The organism is Streptomyces sp. NPDC002690 (assembly GCF_053592415.1).
In genome coordinates this window covers 1-14026 of sequence record NZ_JBSFVR010000014.1, presented here as the reverse complement: position 1 = coordinate 14026, position 14026 = coordinate 1, and the positions used below count along the sequence as shown (strand labels likewise).

The 14026-nt window shown below is 73.1% G+C and carries 11 protein-coding genes and 1 tRNA gene; 6 read left to right on the top strand and 6 right to left on the bottom strand.

The window, feature by feature from the left end; genetic code table 11:
- The first annotated feature begins 199 nt into the window (after positions 1 to 199).
- A complete protein-coding gene (locus ACWD3D_RS03730) occupies positions 200 to 1189 on the top strand; it encodes a GDSL-type esterase/lipase family protein (RefSeq protein WP_451459295.1) in 990 nt (329 codons plus the stop codon).
- 40 nt (positions 1190 to 1229) lie between these two features.
- Here the strand turns inward: ACWD3D_RS03730 and ACWD3D_RS03725 are convergent, their stop codons facing one another.
- Positions 1230 to 2069: an ATP-grasp domain-containing protein gene (locus ACWD3D_RS03725; RefSeq protein WP_451459294.1), complete on the bottom strand. Its 840-nt coding sequence runs from the start codon at positions 2067 to 2069 to the stop codon at positions 1230 to 1232.
- 168 nt (positions 2070 to 2237) lie between these two features.
- Here ACWD3D_RS03725 and ACWD3D_RS03720 point away from each other — a divergent pair, with 168 nt between their 5' ends.
- Complete coding sequence (locus tag ACWD3D_RS03720) at positions 2238 to 3164, top strand: aminoglycoside phosphotransferase family protein (protein WP_451459293.1); 927 nt, start codon at positions 2238 to 2240, stop codon at positions 3162 to 3164.
- Between the two features lie 83 nt (positions 3165 to 3247).
- Here the strand turns inward: ACWD3D_RS03720 and ACWD3D_RS03715 are convergent, their stop codons facing one another.
- The gene (locus ACWD3D_RS03715; protein ID WP_451459292.1) at positions 3248 to 4027 is read right to left on the bottom strand and encodes an NAD(P)H-dependent oxidoreductase; all 780 of its coding nucleotides are present in this window, start codon (positions 4025 to 4027) and stop codon (positions 3248 to 3250) included.
- Between the two features lie 168 nt (positions 4028 to 4195).
- On the opposite strand from ACWD3D_RS03715, the gene ACWD3D_RS03710 reads away from it, so the two are divergent.
- Positions 4196 to 5044 (top strand): helix-turn-helix transcriptional regulator, encoded by an 849-nt coding sequence (locus tag ACWD3D_RS03710; RefSeq protein ID WP_451459291.1) that lies wholly within the window; start codon positions 4196 to 4198, stop codon positions 5042 to 5044.
- A 413-nt stretch (positions 5045 to 5457) separates the two neighbouring features.
- Here the strand turns inward: ACWD3D_RS03710 and ACWD3D_RS03705 are convergent.
- Positions 5458 to 5530 (bottom strand) — tRNA-Arg (locus ACWD3D_RS03705).
- Between the two features lie 471 nt (positions 5531 to 6001).
- Between ACWD3D_RS03705 and ACWD3D_RS03700 the strand changes: the two genes are divergently transcribed.
- A complete protein-coding gene (locus ACWD3D_RS03700) occupies positions 6002 to 7585 on the top strand; it encodes a hypothetical protein (RefSeq protein ID WP_451459290.1) in 1584 nt (527 codons plus the stop codon).
- Between the two features lie 31 nt (positions 7586 to 7616).
- Here ACWD3D_RS03700 and ACWD3D_RS03695 read toward each other — a convergent pair whose 3' ends face one another.
- Positions 7617 to 7937, bottom strand: coding sequence for a hypothetical protein (locus ACWD3D_RS03695; RefSeq protein ID WP_451459289.1), 321 nt, complete (start codon positions 7935 to 7937; stop codon positions 7617 to 7619).
- Positions 7938 to 8220: 283 nt separating this feature from the next.
- Here ACWD3D_RS03695 and ACWD3D_RS03690 point away from each other — a divergent pair, with 283 nt between their 5' ends.
- The gene (locus ACWD3D_RS03690) at positions 8221 to 8388 is read left to right on the top strand and encodes a hypothetical protein (RefSeq protein ID WP_451459288.1); all 168 of its coding nucleotides are present in this window, start codon (positions 8221 to 8223) and stop codon (positions 8386 to 8388) included.
- 130 nt (positions 8389 to 8518) lie between these two features.
- Here the strand turns inward: ACWD3D_RS03690 and ACWD3D_RS03685 are convergent, their stop codons facing one another.
- Positions 8519 to 12226 (bottom strand): ATP-dependent DNA helicase, encoded by a 3708-nt coding sequence (locus ACWD3D_RS03685; protein WP_451459287.1) that lies wholly within the window; start codon positions 12224 to 12226, stop codon positions 8519 to 8521.
- Between the two features lie 197 nt (positions 12227 to 12423).
- The gene (locus ACWD3D_RS03680; RefSeq protein WP_451459286.1) at positions 12424 to 13341 is read right to left on the bottom strand and encodes a helix-turn-helix domain-containing protein; all 918 of its coding nucleotides are present in this window, start codon (positions 13339 to 13341) and stop codon (positions 12424 to 12426) included.
- A 171-nt stretch (positions 13342 to 13512) separates the two neighbouring features.
- Between ACWD3D_RS03680 and ACWD3D_RS03675 the strand changes: the two genes are divergently transcribed.
- Positions 13513 to 14026, top strand: a 514-nt coding sequence (locus ACWD3D_RS03675; RefSeq protein ID WP_451459285.1) for an MFS transporter, incomplete at its 3' end; no start/stop codon positions are given.

The following is a 14026-nucleotide window of genomic DNA, read 5'->3' as shown; positions in this document are numbered from 1 at the left end:
GGTCGATCGAAATGTGGTTGACATCCAGGAGCGCGATGCCGGACCTTCGGCCGTGACCACCGAGACGCGACAGGGCCGGGGAGGTGGCACGCGGATGACCGTCCAGGACAGCGACCCGGCACCGGCGGACCCGGCACCGGCGGACCCGGCACCGGCGGCTCCGTCCGGCCCGCAACGGCAACACGCTTTACCGAACGTCTTGGAACAGGCGCACACCGCAGGGCGCGTCAAGGACCTCGGCGCGACCGTGCAGTTCAGCTGGCCCGGGGTGTACTTCGAGGGCCGCTTCCGTGGGACCGGAGTCGGGGTCGTGCTCGACTGCCCGGCCGCCGACTACGACGTCCAGATCGACGGAACCACCCTGGCCACCCTGGTCACACCCGGTGCCACCAAGCACTGGATCAACGGCCTGCGGGACGGCGAGCACACGGTCCGGGTCGTCAAGCGCAACGACACCCCGGGGGACACCAGCACGTTCGGAGGCTTCGTCGCCGCGCCCGGGGGCGCCGTACTGAGCAAGCCCGCGCCTCGGGAACGCCAGATCGAGTTCATCGGCGACTCCATCACGGTGGGCTACGGCAATGTCTCGGGCACCCGCGACTGCGATCCGGAGCAGCTCAGGCGGAGCACCAACGCCGACGTGAGCCACGGCGCCCTCACCGCCCGGCGACTGGACGCCGATTACCAGATCAACGGCTTCTCCGGCTTCGGCATGGTGCGCAACGTCGCCGGTATCTGCCCGGACCTCACGTACCGGACCTACTACGACCGCGCCCTGCTGAACGTGGACGGCGACGTCTGGCAGAACCCGGGGACGTGGCGCCCCCGGATCGTGGTGGTCAACCTCGGCTCCAACGACTTCTCCGGCCTCACCCCCGGTGAGCAGTGGACGCCCGACAGCCTCGCGGCCGCCTTCCACGCCTCCTACGTCGAGTTCCTGCGGAAGCTGCGGACGCTCTACGGAGTGGGCACCCACCTCGTGGCCGTCGGCTTCGACGTGAACGCCGAGCACGTGCGGCAGGTGGTCGAGGCGTGCAACGACGCCGGCGACAGCGGGGTGCACTACTGGTTCCTCGATCAGTCGGGCTTGGACTTCCTCGGGTGCGACCGGCACACCTCGGCTCGCGACGACCGGACGATCGCCGACCGGCTCGCCCCGTTCCTCGGCAGCCTGCCGACGAGGTGGTGAGGGGCAGCCTTCAGCGCGCCGGTGCTCCGGACGGGGCCGCTCAAGGGCGTGCCGCTGCTCCGGGCCGTACCGCTCCGGGCCGTACGAAGGCCTGGTCGTGGGCGGCGTCCAGGGACGCGGCGGGGCCGGCCGCCCGGAGCACGACGTCCAGCGCCCGCTCCGGATCGGCGGCGTAGCAGCCGCTCGCCCAGGCGGCGTTCGCCTCGATCACGCTCCAGTCTCCGTCCGCGTCCTGCCCGACGTCCACCACGATCGCGGACGGCAGCGAGTCCGCCTGGGCGGCCAGCAGGTCCGCGCCGAAGGCGAGGGCGTCCGGCGACGGCTCCGCGAGCAGGAGGCGCCCGCGCTCGGCGTACCGGCTCGCGGTGTGCACGGCCCCGTCGAGGACGTACAGCCGGTACTCGCAGACGTACGTCAGCACCTCGCTGACCAGCACCGGCGTCTCCGGCTCGATCGCGTCCGGGCCGGGCAGCCGGGAGCCGTCCGTGTACACGAGGGCCGGGATGCTCTTGTCGTTGGGCGACTTCACGAACACCGGCCTGCGCAGCCCGTACGCCTCGCGGATCGGCATCGACCGGATCTCCCGCCGTGTGAAGCCGATCGGCAGCCTCGCGAGCCAGTCGGCCGGGGCCTCCAGCAGGGCGATCCCGAGTACCGGTGCCACCGCGTCGGCGAAGCCGGGCCCGGCGTGCAGGTGCGCGATGCCGTACGCCGACTCCCGCAGCGCCTGCGCTATTCCGGTGCCGCCCGGCTCCACGGTCCGCAGCCCGCGCCGCACCGCCGCGGCGGCCAGCGACCGGGCGGACGCGGTGAGCCGGGGCGGCAGCACGAGGACGGGGCGTCGGTCGTCGCGGTCGGGGCGCTCACTTCGCTCGTTCATGTGCACGAGGGTGCGGCACGTAGGGCCCCGGGCCCAACGGTTTTCCGCAGCTGCTTCCGGACGCCCTCGACGCTGCGGGTTTCCGCAGGTGGCAGGGGTTCGGGCGGCCGTCGGGGCCCGGCACGGAATACGGTTGCGGCGGCACCGCCCGGCCGATTCGATCGGCTCATGCTCTGTGACGAAAATCTTGTACGGGCCCTGGTCGCCGCGCAGTTCCCGCAGTGGGCCGGGCTCCCCGTCCACCGGACCGGCGCCCACGGCACGGTGAACGCCGTCTACCGGCTCGGGGGAGCGATGGCGGTACGGCTCCCGCTCGGGGAGGGAGGCGCGCGGGACGCGGAGAAGGAGCACCAATGGCTTCCCCGCCTCGCCGAGCACCTTCCCGTCCCGATCCCCGCCCCGCTCGCCCAGGGGAGTCCGGGGGAGGGCTACCCGTGGTCCTGGTCGGTATGCCGCTGGCTCGAAGGAGAGCCGCTGGCCGGGTGGTTGGGACCTGAGAACGGCGAACACGGCCCGTGTGCGGGCGATACACATCCCAGTGGCGAACTAGCCTCTGATCTTGCCCAGTTCATCTCCGCGCTGCGCCGCGTCGACTCGGCCGGAGCTCCGCCCGCGTACCGCTGTGAAGCCCTGGTCGCCCGGGACGCCGACACCCGCAGGACGGCAGAGGGTCTGCGCGGGGTCTTGGGCGAGATCTCGGGTGACGGCCGGGGCGCGGACACCGCCATCGCCGTGTGGGAGGCGGCCCTGTCGGCCCCCGCGCCGGACGGGCCGGGGGTCTGGTCCCACGGGGACCTCCAGCCCGGCAACATCCTCATCAAGGAGGGCGGGCTGGGCGCCGTCATCGACTTCGGCTGCATGGGCCTCGCCGACCCGGCGCTCGACCTGATCGCCGCCTGGTACCTGCTCCCCGCCGACGCCCGCCCCCGGTTCCGTACCGCACTGGACGCCGACGCGGCGACCTGGCGGCGGGCGCGCGGCTGGGCGCTCTCCGTCGCGCTGCCCGAACTCGCCCACTACCGCACGACGAACCCGGTCATGGCGGCCAACGCCCGGCGGGTGATCGGGGAGTTGCTCGCGGAAGTGGAGAGGTAGCCTCATCCGCGTGCCGGGCCCCGTCGAACCGGGTGAACAGCGGCAACGAGAAGTCGAACGGGACGGACATGGCGAGGCGGAGGTCAGCCGCGCACGTGCAGCCCGAAACCCGTGCGGCCTGCGGGCTCCAGCCCTTCTTTCAACTGCAGCGAGGGGATCTCGTAGTCGCCGAAGTTCTGCCGCCGGAACGCGATCGGCTCGGTCGACTCCAGGGTGAGCAGGCGCTGTTCCCAGCCCTTGGCGATGTCCTCGTACTCCTCGGCGGTCATCCGGTCGATGCCGTACAGCACGAACGGCGGCAGCACGTCGACGCCCGGGTGGTAGAGGATGCCGTGCTGGATCGGGAACAGCAGATCGTCGATGGGGCCGTTGATGCCCCGCGCGGAGTAGTGCGACTCCGAGCCTCCCGCGGTCACCGACAGCAGCGCCCGCTTGCCCGCCAGGGTGCCTTCACCGAAACGCTCACCGTACTGGGTCTCGTTGTGCGCGCCGACGCCGTACGCGAACCGGTACGTGAACACCCGGTCCACCCAGCCCTTGAGGATCGCGGGCATCGTGTACCACCACAGCGGGAACTGGAAGATGATCGTGTCGGCCCACAGCAGCTTCTCCTGCTCGGCGAGGACGTCCGGGGTGAGCGACCCGGCCTCGAAGGCCCGCCCCGAGTCCGCAGCGACCTTCAGCGGAGTGGAGGCATGGGGGCCGTAGTCCGCGGCGTCCACGACCGCCTTCCAGTTCATCGCGTACAGATCGCTCACCCGGACCTCGTGCCCGGCACCCTCCAACGTGGACACCGCAAGGTCCTTCAGCGAGCTGTTGAGCGACTTCGGCTCCGGGTGGGCGTAGACGATCAGCGTGTTCATGGGGAACTCCTTCGGACCGGTTGCCCCCGACCGGATGCTTCCGACCGGGCGCCTTCGATCCTGGACGCCGCGGCGGCAGGTGTTCAGGGGCGCCCGCTCCGTCGGACCGGACTTCCTGGTATCGGCAGGACCACCTTCACGCGCGTCACGAAAGCCATACTGGGGCCCATGGACGATCTCGCGGGCTTCTTGAGGACCCGGCGTTCCCGGGTCGATCCGGCCGCCGCCGGTATCCCCACCGACAGCCGCCGCCGGGTCGAGGGGCTGCGCCGCGAAGAGGTCGCGCACCTGTCCGGCGTCAGCGTCGACTACTACGTACGCCTGGAGCAGGGCCGCGCCACCCGACCCTCCGGGCAGGTCCTCGACGCGCTCGCCCGCGTCCTCGGCCTCGACGAGACCGAACGCGACCACCTCTGCCGGCTCGCCCAGAAGCGCCGCCCCCGCGCGAAGGCGCCGGGCGGGCGGGTCCGGCCGGAGCTGCTGCGCGTCCTCGATCTGGTCACCGACGCACCCGCACTGATCATGAACCACCGCCTGGACGTGCTCGCCGGGAACCGCCTCGCCGGCCTCCTCTTCGGCCGGGACATACCCGGCCTGAACACCGCCCGGCACATCTTCCTGGAGGAGGCGGAGCGCGGCCTCTACGCGGACTGGGACGGCTGCACCCTCGACGTGGTCGGGCACCTGCGCCTGGCCGCAGGCGAATACCCCGACGATCCCCGACTTGCCTCCCTCATCGGCGAGTTGTCGATGGGTAGCGAGCGCTTCCGCCGCCTCTGGGCCCGCGCGGAGGTGTCCGCCCGCACACACGGGCGCAAGGCGTACCGGCACCCGCTGGTCGGACTGCTGGAACTCCACCAGGAGAACTTCGCACTGCCGGGCGACTCGGGCATGGAACTGCTGGTGCTGTCCGCCGCACCAGACAGCGCAGCCCAGGACGCGCTGCGCCTCCTCGCGGCCCTGGGCGAGGACAGCGCGGACCCGCGTCCGGCCGTGGACGCCCAGGTCCGCGAATGACCCACCCCTGACCGCACGGGCGACCCACCGGGGGTGGACGTTCAGGTCGATGAGACCGCGGCGCCCGCCCTGACGCGTACGCCCACCCTCCGGGCGGCCCGGCGTGCACGGTTCGGCGGGCGTCTCCCTCGATGCTGTACCAGGTGCTCGACGCGCCCCCGCCGTCTGCCGCCGTCGACACACGCCCTAGGCGCGCGGCGGCCCTCCGCTTCAGCGGGGGACCCCTTCTCCGCGCTCGGCCCCCGCTTGCGGCTTTCGCGTGATCATCTGGGGAAGATTCGGGAACGCGCTCACGTACTCAGAGCGGGAGGGAGCGGGGGAGAGCGTGACCAGCGCGGGAGGGCACGAAGAAGGGCCAGGCCGGGCGTATGCCCTGACCTGGCCCTTTATCAGAAAGCGCCTGGCTGATGCTGTGCCCCCGGCAGGATTCGAACCTGCGACACCCACTTTAGGAGAGTGGTGCTCTATCCCCTGAGCTACGAAGGCGGGGATCTGTCGTTGGATGTACCCGGGACGGCGCCGCACGCGGGACCGCTCCTGACACCTTCGGACAGGTCGGCGATCGGACGGTGAAGACCGGTTCGCCGCCGCCAGTGTAGCGGGTGGCGTGCTGGACGTTCCGGGGATACGCGTCTTTGGGGATCTTGGACGGCCTTCAGGGCGGTCGGGGAGAGGTGACCCGGGTGGTCACGGTGGGCCGGCCCGGCGGATCCGGGTGGTCCCCGGTACGAGAAGCGCACACGTGACGCGGAGCGACCCCGGACGGAGAGGGGCCGGGGCCGATGCGCGGTGGGGCCGAGCTGACGACCGGAACAGCGTTACGCCTTTCGGCTGTTCCCCGCGGACCCGCGTCGGCCGCGGCGGAATCCCCGCGGCGGGTGGGGGATTCTCGGGCGGATTCAGGTGGTTTCGGAGGTCGCGCCGGAACCTACAGCCCGCAGGGTCAAGAGGAGAGCGATGAGCAACGGTCCCGGGACCACCGGCAGTGCGAGGGTCGCATCGACCGGCCCGAGCGGAACCGCCCCGCCGGTCGGGCCGGCCCCGTTGCCCGGCCCGGTCCTGGAGGCCGGGCTGGCTCCTCCGGCCGGAGCTCGTGCCGCCCGCTTCGAACGGTGGCTCCGCCCGCACCGGGGCGAGGTGGCGGTAGCCGTCGTGGCCGGCGCCTTCACGCTGGCCCAACTCCTGCTCGTACGGCCCGGGATGGGCCTCGGCTGGGACGAGTCGGTCTACGTCAGCCAGGTCGCGGGCCACGCCCCCGCCTCGTTCTTCAGTGCCCCGCGGGCCCGAGGCGTCCCGCTGCTGGTGGCGCCGGTCGCCGCCTGGTCGTCGTCGACCGAGGCACTCAGGGTCTACCTGGCCGTCCTGTCCGGCCTCGGCCTCCTCGTCGCGCTCCGCGCCTGGCGGGGTGTCCTCCCCTCCCGGGTGCGCGCGACCGCGGGCGCCCTGTTCGCCACCCTGTGGGTGACGCTCTTCTACGGTCCGCAGGCGATGCCCAATTACTGGGTCGCCGTCGGCGCCCTGGCCGGTGCGGGCTGCTTCCTGCGCGCCCGCGCGGACCGCTCCGACCGCGCGGCCCTCTGGGGCATCGGCCTGAGCGCCGCGCTGATGGCCGGGATGCGCCCCATGGACGCGGTGTGGGCGGTCCTGCCGCTGCTCGTTCTGCTGGTGTGCGTACGGCAGTGGCGTCGCCCGGCCCTGCTGGTGGCGCTGGGCGGCGGGCTGGCGGCCGGGGCGGCAGAGTGGGTGGTCGAGGCGTACGCCGCCTACGGTGGGCTCGCGCAGCGCCTGGCCGACGCGTCCCGTATCCAGGGCGGCCTCGGCTGGAACTTCGCGGTGGTGGACCAGTTGCGCGCACTCGGCGGACGCACCCTGTGCCGTCCCTGCGCCGGTGCCGTGCCGCCCGTACCGGAGACGCTCTGGTGGTTCGCCCTGCCGCTGCTCACCGCCCTCGCGGTCAGGGCCGCCGTCCGCGCGGGGCGCCCGGCCGTCACGCTCGTACCGCTGGCCTGCGCCGCCTCGGCGGCCTTCCCGTACCTCTTCCTGATCGGCTACGCGGCCCCCCGCTTCCTGATGCCCGCCTACGCGCTGCTCGCCGTTCCGGTCGCCGGACTCGTGGTGCACGCGGTACGGGCGCCCGGCCGGACGGGCCGGCCGCTGACCGTGACCCTGCTGGTCCTCGTACTGGCCGGGCACCTGACCGCGCAGCTCGTGGTGCTGCACAACACCGTGCGCCGCACGACGGCCGCCCGACAGGAGTGGGCCGCCGTCGCCGACGGGTTGCACCGGCTCGGCGTCCGGCCGCCCTGCCTCATCACCGGCAAGGAGTACGTCCCGATCGCGTTCTACGCGGGCTGCTCCTCGGCGGCGGCCGGCGGACACGACGCCAACACCACGACGGCAGGCATCCGGCGGACCGCCGAGCGACTGCCCACCGCCGTGCTCGTGGCACCGGGCGGGCGAGCACCTGGCTACGCCCGGTCCTGGGACCCGCACCGGGTGGCAGGACTGCGGGTGTACGTGGCGCCGGACGCGGGGCGCTGAAGTCCGCCGCCGGGCCCCCGGGAGGCGCCGCTCACCCCACCGCGGCCGCGCACTCCTCGCACCGCCGGATCGCCTGCCGGTCCGTGTTGCCCTCGGTCGCGGTCGCCGGGCAACCGGTGCCCAACCGGTCCCAGAGCCCGTCCGGCGGGGCGGGGATCCAGCCCCAGCGCGGGGCGGTCACCAACTCCTCGGTCAGGTGGGCGCAGGCTCCGGGAAGGTGCGCGTACCGTCGGGGAGAGATGAGGATCGTGTCCGCGGGGAAGGTCCGCCACTCCTGCCGGGGCGAGGCGACCGGGCGCTCCCTCGGCGGGGAACCGTCGGGCGGGCAGGAGCAGCCCAGTCCGATGACCAACTCGCAACGGTCGCAGCATTTCTGTCGCACGTATTCACTCCCACCTCGCGTCGGCGCCGTCATCGGGGGATGAGCGGTTCGTCGCATACCGAAAACCTGGCTACCGGTAGAACGGCCATACGTCGGGCCGGTCACGGTACGTTGCTCCTCCGGGGGAAGGGCTGTCCGCCGGGCCTGCCCGGACCGGGAGCGTCCCGGGGGTGAGGGCGGGCGACGAACGAGGGTTCCTGACTGCCGGGACGTGCGCCCACCCGCCCGTCGCGCGCCGCCGTACCGTTGTGCCATGCCTCAATTCGAGCCCGGGGAGCCGGTGTTCAGGAAAAGCGGGTACGGCCGGTACGGGGAGTGCAACCCGCACAATCGCACCGGGTACGTGCTGAGGATCGTGGGCGGCGGGTTCTGCGCGGTCATGATGCTGCTCATGATCCTGCGCGTGGGGCCGTTCGCGTAGGCCCGTAGCCCAGGGCCGTCCGCGCAGGGGCGTACCCGGGGCTCGTGGCGCGCGGCGACCCGGCACGCACGCTCGCACGGACGCCGGACCCGCCCTCCGGGCGGACGGCGCTACTTTCGAAACGCGCCCTCTACGCGCCGAAGGAGCCCAGGGCGGTCGCGGTGTCCTCGCCGCCCCAGCCGTCGGGGGTGCGCCAGAGGACGTGGACGCCGAAGATGTCGCGGACGGTGTCGGCGGACCAGTTGTCGGTGGGCGGTTCGCAGAGGACCAGGTAGCGGGCGGCGGCCGGGGCGGGCAGGGTGTGGTTGATCTCCAGGATGCGGGTCGCTCCGGAGCGGAGGTCCTCGTACCCGGCACGGCCGGCGCCGAGAACCTCGTAGAGGAAGAGACCCCGGTCGGTGACGCAGCTGACGTCGACGACCTCGGACTCGGTCGGCTGGATGTCCGCCCAGAGGAGGGCGGACATGAGCAGGTGACGGACCGCCTCGTGCTTCTTGTCGGTGCGGTCGGCGGCTGCCGAGGTCACCAACGCCTGCAGGAAGCCCTCTTGGGGGGCCGGCGCGGGCGCGGCGGGAGCGTCTTCGGTGGTGATCGGCACGGTGGTCACGGGGGCGCTTTCCTTCCGGGGAGGCAGTTCGGATCGGGACGCCGACGCGGGTACGGCGGGCTCGGCGGCGGGCTCGGCGGGCTCGGCAGCGGGCTCGGCGGTGGGCTCTTCGGTACCGGCCTCGGCATCGGCCGCCCCCGCGCCGCGCGTACGGAGGGTCTCCAGCGCTTCGGCGAGGGCGTCCAGCCAGCCGGAGGCGGTCAGTTCGGCCGAGAGCTGGGCGGCGTCCAGGGAGTCGTCCTTGAGGGCGCGGTTGGTGCCCGCCGCGAGGTCGCGCAGCATCCCCAGTCGCTCCCGGTCCGGCGAGCCGAGGACGCGCCGTACGTCCACCCAGTCCGCCTGGTCGCGGCGGAGGATGCGGTTGGCCATGCCCTGGAGCTCGGACAAGCGGGCCCTGGCGTCCGGTACGGACTCCAAGTCATCCGCTGAGGTCAGCAGTTCGGCGAGAACCGTGACGGCTCCCACGTAACGGTCCGCCATCCTGGGCGAGATGGGCAGGCGGCCCCGTTCGTCGGCGGTGAGCACGCTGTGGTTGGTCTCGTTGGCGAAGACCCAGGTGTCCAGCTCCTGGCCGGGGCGAGGCGGCGCGGAGCCGTGGCGCACGGTCAGGACGAGCGGCTGGTCAACGGCCGGAGCGAGCGCCTTGACCCGGTAGCGGCCTCCCGGGCCGGGGCCCAGGACCCGTACCCGGATGTCGGAGCCGATCTCGGGGGCGTCGGCCTCCGGTGCCGTGGGGACCGGAGGCGCGGCCGGGACCGGAGCGCCCGGTACTGGTGCCGGTGTGCCCGGTACCGATGCGGCGCCGGTGCCGTCGTCGGTGCGCGTGAGGGCCTCCGGGAGCGGTGAGGTGTGCAGCACGGTGAGGCTCTGGGTGCTACGGGTCAGGGCGATGTAGAGCTGCCGCAGCCCGGCCGGGCCGGTGTCGGCGATGGTGGCCGGTTCGAGGACCAGGACGTGGTCGTACTCCATGCCCTTGGCCTGGGCGGCGGCCAGTACGGACACCGCCTCGCGGCCCGGCCCGGCGATCTCGGGGCTTCCGTCGAGCCGGGCGCCGATCTCCTCCAGCCAGCGCGAGTCGTCGGGGACGATGACGGCGACCGACCGCAGGGTACGGCCGTCGTTGGTGCCCACCAGGCGGGTCACCTGGGCCACCGTGTCGTCCAGCAGCTTCCAGGGCTCGGTCGACAGGGTGCGTACCGCGTCCGCGCCCGCCTCGCGCACGGCGCGCGGGTACGGCAGCGAAGGGGCGACCACGCGGGCCAGCGGGGCGACGAACTCCATGATCTCGGCGGGCACGCGGTAGCTGGTGTTCAACTCCGCGACCCGCCAGTCGCCGTGGTCGGAGAGGAGTGTGCCGAGGCGGTCCCAGGCGGAGTACGGCACCGGTCCTGTGGCCTGCGCGAGGTCACCGAGCACCGTCATCGAACCGCCCCGGGCGACCCGCCGGCGCAGGGCGCGGGCCTGCATCGGGGTGAGGTCCTGGGCCTCGTCCACGACGATGTGGCCGTAGCGGCGCGGGATCTCCCCGGCGATGAGGTACCGGAGTTCCTCCAGGCAGACCCGGTCGTCCAGGGTCCACGGGTCACCGTCGGCGCGTGCCGCGCGGGGGCGATGGAGCGCGCGCCGCTCGTCCTCGCTCAGCACGTCCTCGGCGCAGGCGCGGAGCAGCTCGGGCGAGTCGTAGAGGGTACGCAACGACTCGCGGGCACCCGGCGAGGGCCAGACGCGGTCGATGAGGCGCTCCACCCGGCGGTGGCGTTCCAGGCTGCGGCGGATCGTGCCGTCCGCACCCCGGCGCGGGGCGATGGCGGTGAGCTCCCGCAGCAGCCGGTCCACGATCAGGCTGCGGAAACGGTCACGGCGCTCGCGGTAGGCGGCCTCGCCGCTCCGCGCCTCGGCGAGCAGGGCGTGGACCTCGGAACCGCCGATCCGCAGGGTCGCACTGCCGGCGGTGACGGTGAACGCGGGTTCGTCGCCCTCGAAGGACGGCGGGGTGAGCTGGCCGTCGATCGCGTCGGGGCGGCACTCGTGCTCGACACGCCGCCGCAGCACGGCCGCCATGCGTTCGTCGGACTTCACCGCGCGGGCCTGCGGGGTATCGGTGCCGAGGAGTTCGCCGTCCCAGAGACGGGAGAGCTGAACGGCGTTGACGTCCCGGGTGCCGAGGGTCGGCAGGACCTGGCCGACGTACTCCAGGAAGCGCTGGTGGGGGCCGATGACGAGGATGTCCCGGGCGTTGAAGTGCTCGTTGCTGACGAGCCAGGTCACCCGGTGCAGGCCGACCGCCGACTTACCGGTACCGGGCCCGCCCTGCACGACCAGGATGTCCGAGGGCGACCCGGTGACCAGGTCCATCTGGTCGCGGCGGATGGTCTCGACGATGTCCCGCATCCGGCCGCCGCGCGAGCGCTGGAGCTCGCGGAGCAGGAACTCGTCCGGCTGCGAGGGCTTGCGCCGCTGGGCCCGCGCGAGGTCGCCGGGCGTGGCGGACGGGACGCGCAGTCTCCGCCGGGGGGCGGGGAGGTGGGGAAGGTGCGGGGCGTGCGGGACGTGCGGTGCGGCGTCCGGCGGGGCCGGTTCGTCGCGGGGCTCCTCCGTGGGCGGCGCCTCCGCGAGCGGTGTCTCCTCGGGCGCACCTTCGCCGGTCGCGGGGTCACCGCTCGCCGGTTCGTCGTACGCGGGGCCCTCGTACGCGGGGTCCTCGTACCCCGGGCCCTCGTACGCCGGGTCGGCCCGCCGGTCCCGCTGCCCGGGGACGCCGGTGGGTTCCGGCACGGGGCCGTCGGCGGAATCCGGGGCGATGTCGTCGAAGTAGTCCTCCACCACCTGCCGCACGCACCGAAGTTGGCGCCGGAGCTCCACCTCTCCCGGGTTCTCCGGCCGCGCGTCCGCCCACTTCTTCGCCAGCGCGCTGGTCCAGAGCAGCACGACCGGATCGCCCGAGGTGTCCCGTACGCCGCGCCGCCCGATGTACCAGGGACGGGCCGCGCCCCCCGGTTCCTCCGGGGCGTCGACCCGGGAGAAGACGAGCGCCTCGTCCCCCAGGCCGCCGTACGCCTCGGCCCGCGCCTCGGCGTCCATCCGGTTGGCGACGCCGTCCTTGCCGCTCGCCGACGCGGTGGCGGCCGAGGTGCCGCTCATCTCGGCGAGCCGCGTGGTGTAGCAGTCGTACGCGTGGTCGACGGCCTTCTGCTCCCCGGCGAGGACCTCTTCGCGCGTGGTGCTGCTCATGTGCATCCTCCCTCGCGGAGCACATGAGGCCCCGCTACGGGCCGACGCCCGTACCCCGGGGACACAACTATCAGAGATCGTACGGTGACGAACAGTCAGGGTGGCGATTACCGGACAGGGGGCCCGGCGGCCGGGAGCGCCACGTCACCTCAGGGGCCGCAGGGGCGGGACCGCGTCTCCCGCCAGGGTGCGCACGGCTACCGCCATCCGTCCGCGCCCGCGTCCGCCGCGCCCGCTCGCGGCTCCGTGCTCCGGGCCCGTGCCGCCTCCTCCGTCAGGCTCGACAGCAGGCTCAGTGCCGCGTCGGAGGGAGAGCCCTCGGGGGCGGTGTAGAGCAGCATCCGGTGGCCGGTGTTGTCGGCGAGGTGGAGGTTCTCGAAGTCCAGCGTCATCGGGCCCACCACCGGATGGTGCAGCGCCTTGGTGCCCACGGTGCAGTCCCGCACCGGGTGCTTGGACCACAGGCCCTCGAAGTCGGGGCTCTGCAGCATGAGTGAACCGATGAGCTCCGCGAGCGCCGCGTCCTGGGGGTTGCGGCCCGCGACCAGGCGCATCGCGGCCAAGGCCACCCGCGCCTCCTTCGTCCAGTCGGTGTACAGCTCGCGGGTGAGCGGGTCGAGGAACAGCATCCGGGTGAGGTTGGGGCGGTTCGCCGGGGTGTCCGGGCTCGTCACGTCCACGTGGCCGGCGAGCAGGGCGTGGCCCAGCGCGTTCCAGGCCAGGACGTCGTTGCGCCCGTCCAGCACCACGGCGGGCACCCGCGGCATCGAGTCGATCAGCCGCCGGGTGGTGGCGCGTACGTACTCCGGGCGGTGCGGCGCGGCACGCTTCGCCTTCGGCGGGCGGGCGAGGTCACGCAGATGGGCGTGCTCGTCCGGGGTGAGGCGCAGGGCGCGGGCCAGGGCGTCGAGGACGCTGTCCGAGGCGTTGGCGCTCTGCCCCTGCTCCAGGTGCGTGTAGTACGTGATGCTCACCCCGGCCAGCAGGGCGAGCTCCTCGCGCCGCAGCCCCGGAACCCGCCTGCGGGTGCCGTAATTCGGCAGGCCGACGTCCTCCGGCTGGAGCCGCGCGCGGCGGTTGCGGAGGAATTCGCCCAGAGCCGTGGGAGTGTCCATGCGTCCCAGTGTGCCGGTCCGGCGGTCGTTGCGGGGCCTCGAAGGTGGCCCTGCCGGTGATACCTTCCGCGACGCCAGCAAGGACAGTGGACTGGGTAACTCCCGTGCGCCGTACCAGAGTCACCTCCCAGGACGACCGGACCGGTGGTCCGCGACGGAGGGATGTGCGTGATGGCTGTTGCCGAAGAGGTACGGGTGGGGGAGGCGCCGGTCCGTCTGGACGGACGGCTGCGCCTCGTCCTGGTGGTGTTGCTGGTCGCCCAATTCATGCTGGCGGTGGACTTCTCGATCCTGAACGTGGCGTTGCCGGTGATCGGCGACGGGCTGGGCTTCTCGCTGTCGGGTCTCCAGTGGATCGCGACCTCCTTCGCACTGGCCGCGGCCGGGTTCACCCTGCTGTTCGGGCGGATCGCGGACCTGTTCGGCCGGCGGCGGCTGTTCCTGGTGGGCCTGGCCGTACTGGGGCTGTCCTCCCTGGTGGGCGGGCTGGCCCAGAGTCCCGAAATGCTCATCGTGGCAAGGGTGTTCCAGGGGCTGGCGACGGCCGCGGTGACACCGGCGGGGCTCTCGCTGCTGACGACCTCGTTCCCCGAGGGACCGCTGCGGCAGAAGGCACTCGGCCTGAACGGGGCGTTGATGTCGGCGGGGTTCACGACCGGCGCGATCCTGGGCGGGGTGCTGACCG

What these genes read in the sequence shown, in the direction of transcription:
- ACWD3D_RS03685 (WP_451459287.1), bottom strand. Translation starts at nt 12,226, where the DNA reads ATGAGCAGCACCACGCGCGAAGAGGTCCTCGCCGGGGAGCAGAAGGCC.
- ACWD3D_RS03680 (WP_451459286.1), bottom strand. Translation starts at nt 13,341, where the DNA reads ATGGACACTCCCACGGCTCTGGGCGAATTCCTCCGCAACCGCCGCGCG.
- ACWD3D_RS03710 (WP_451459291.1), top strand. Translation starts at nt 4,196, where the DNA reads ATGGACGATCTCGCGGGCTTCTTGAGGACCCGGCGTTCCCGGGTCGAT.
- ACWD3D_RS03720 (WP_451459293.1), top strand. Translation starts at nt 2,238, where the DNA reads ATGCTCTGTGACGAAAATCTTGTACGGGCCCTGGTCGCCGCGCAGTTC.
- ACWD3D_RS03700 (WP_451459290.1), top strand. Translation starts at nt 6,002, where the DNA reads ATGAGCAACGGTCCCGGGACCACCGGCAGTGCGAGGGTCGCATCGACC.
- ACWD3D_RS03715 (WP_451459292.1), bottom strand. Translation starts at nt 4,027, where the DNA reads ATGAACACGCTGATCGTCTACGCCCACCCGGAGCCGAAGTCGCTCAAC.
- ACWD3D_RS03725 (WP_451459294.1), bottom strand. Translation starts at nt 2,069, where the DNA reads ATGAACGAGCGAAGTGAGCGCCCCGACCGCGACGACCGACGCCCCGTC.
- ACWD3D_RS03690 (WP_451459288.1), top strand. Translation starts at nt 8,221, where the DNA reads ATGCCTCAATTCGAGCCCGGGGAGCCGGTGTTCAGGAAAAGCGGGTAC.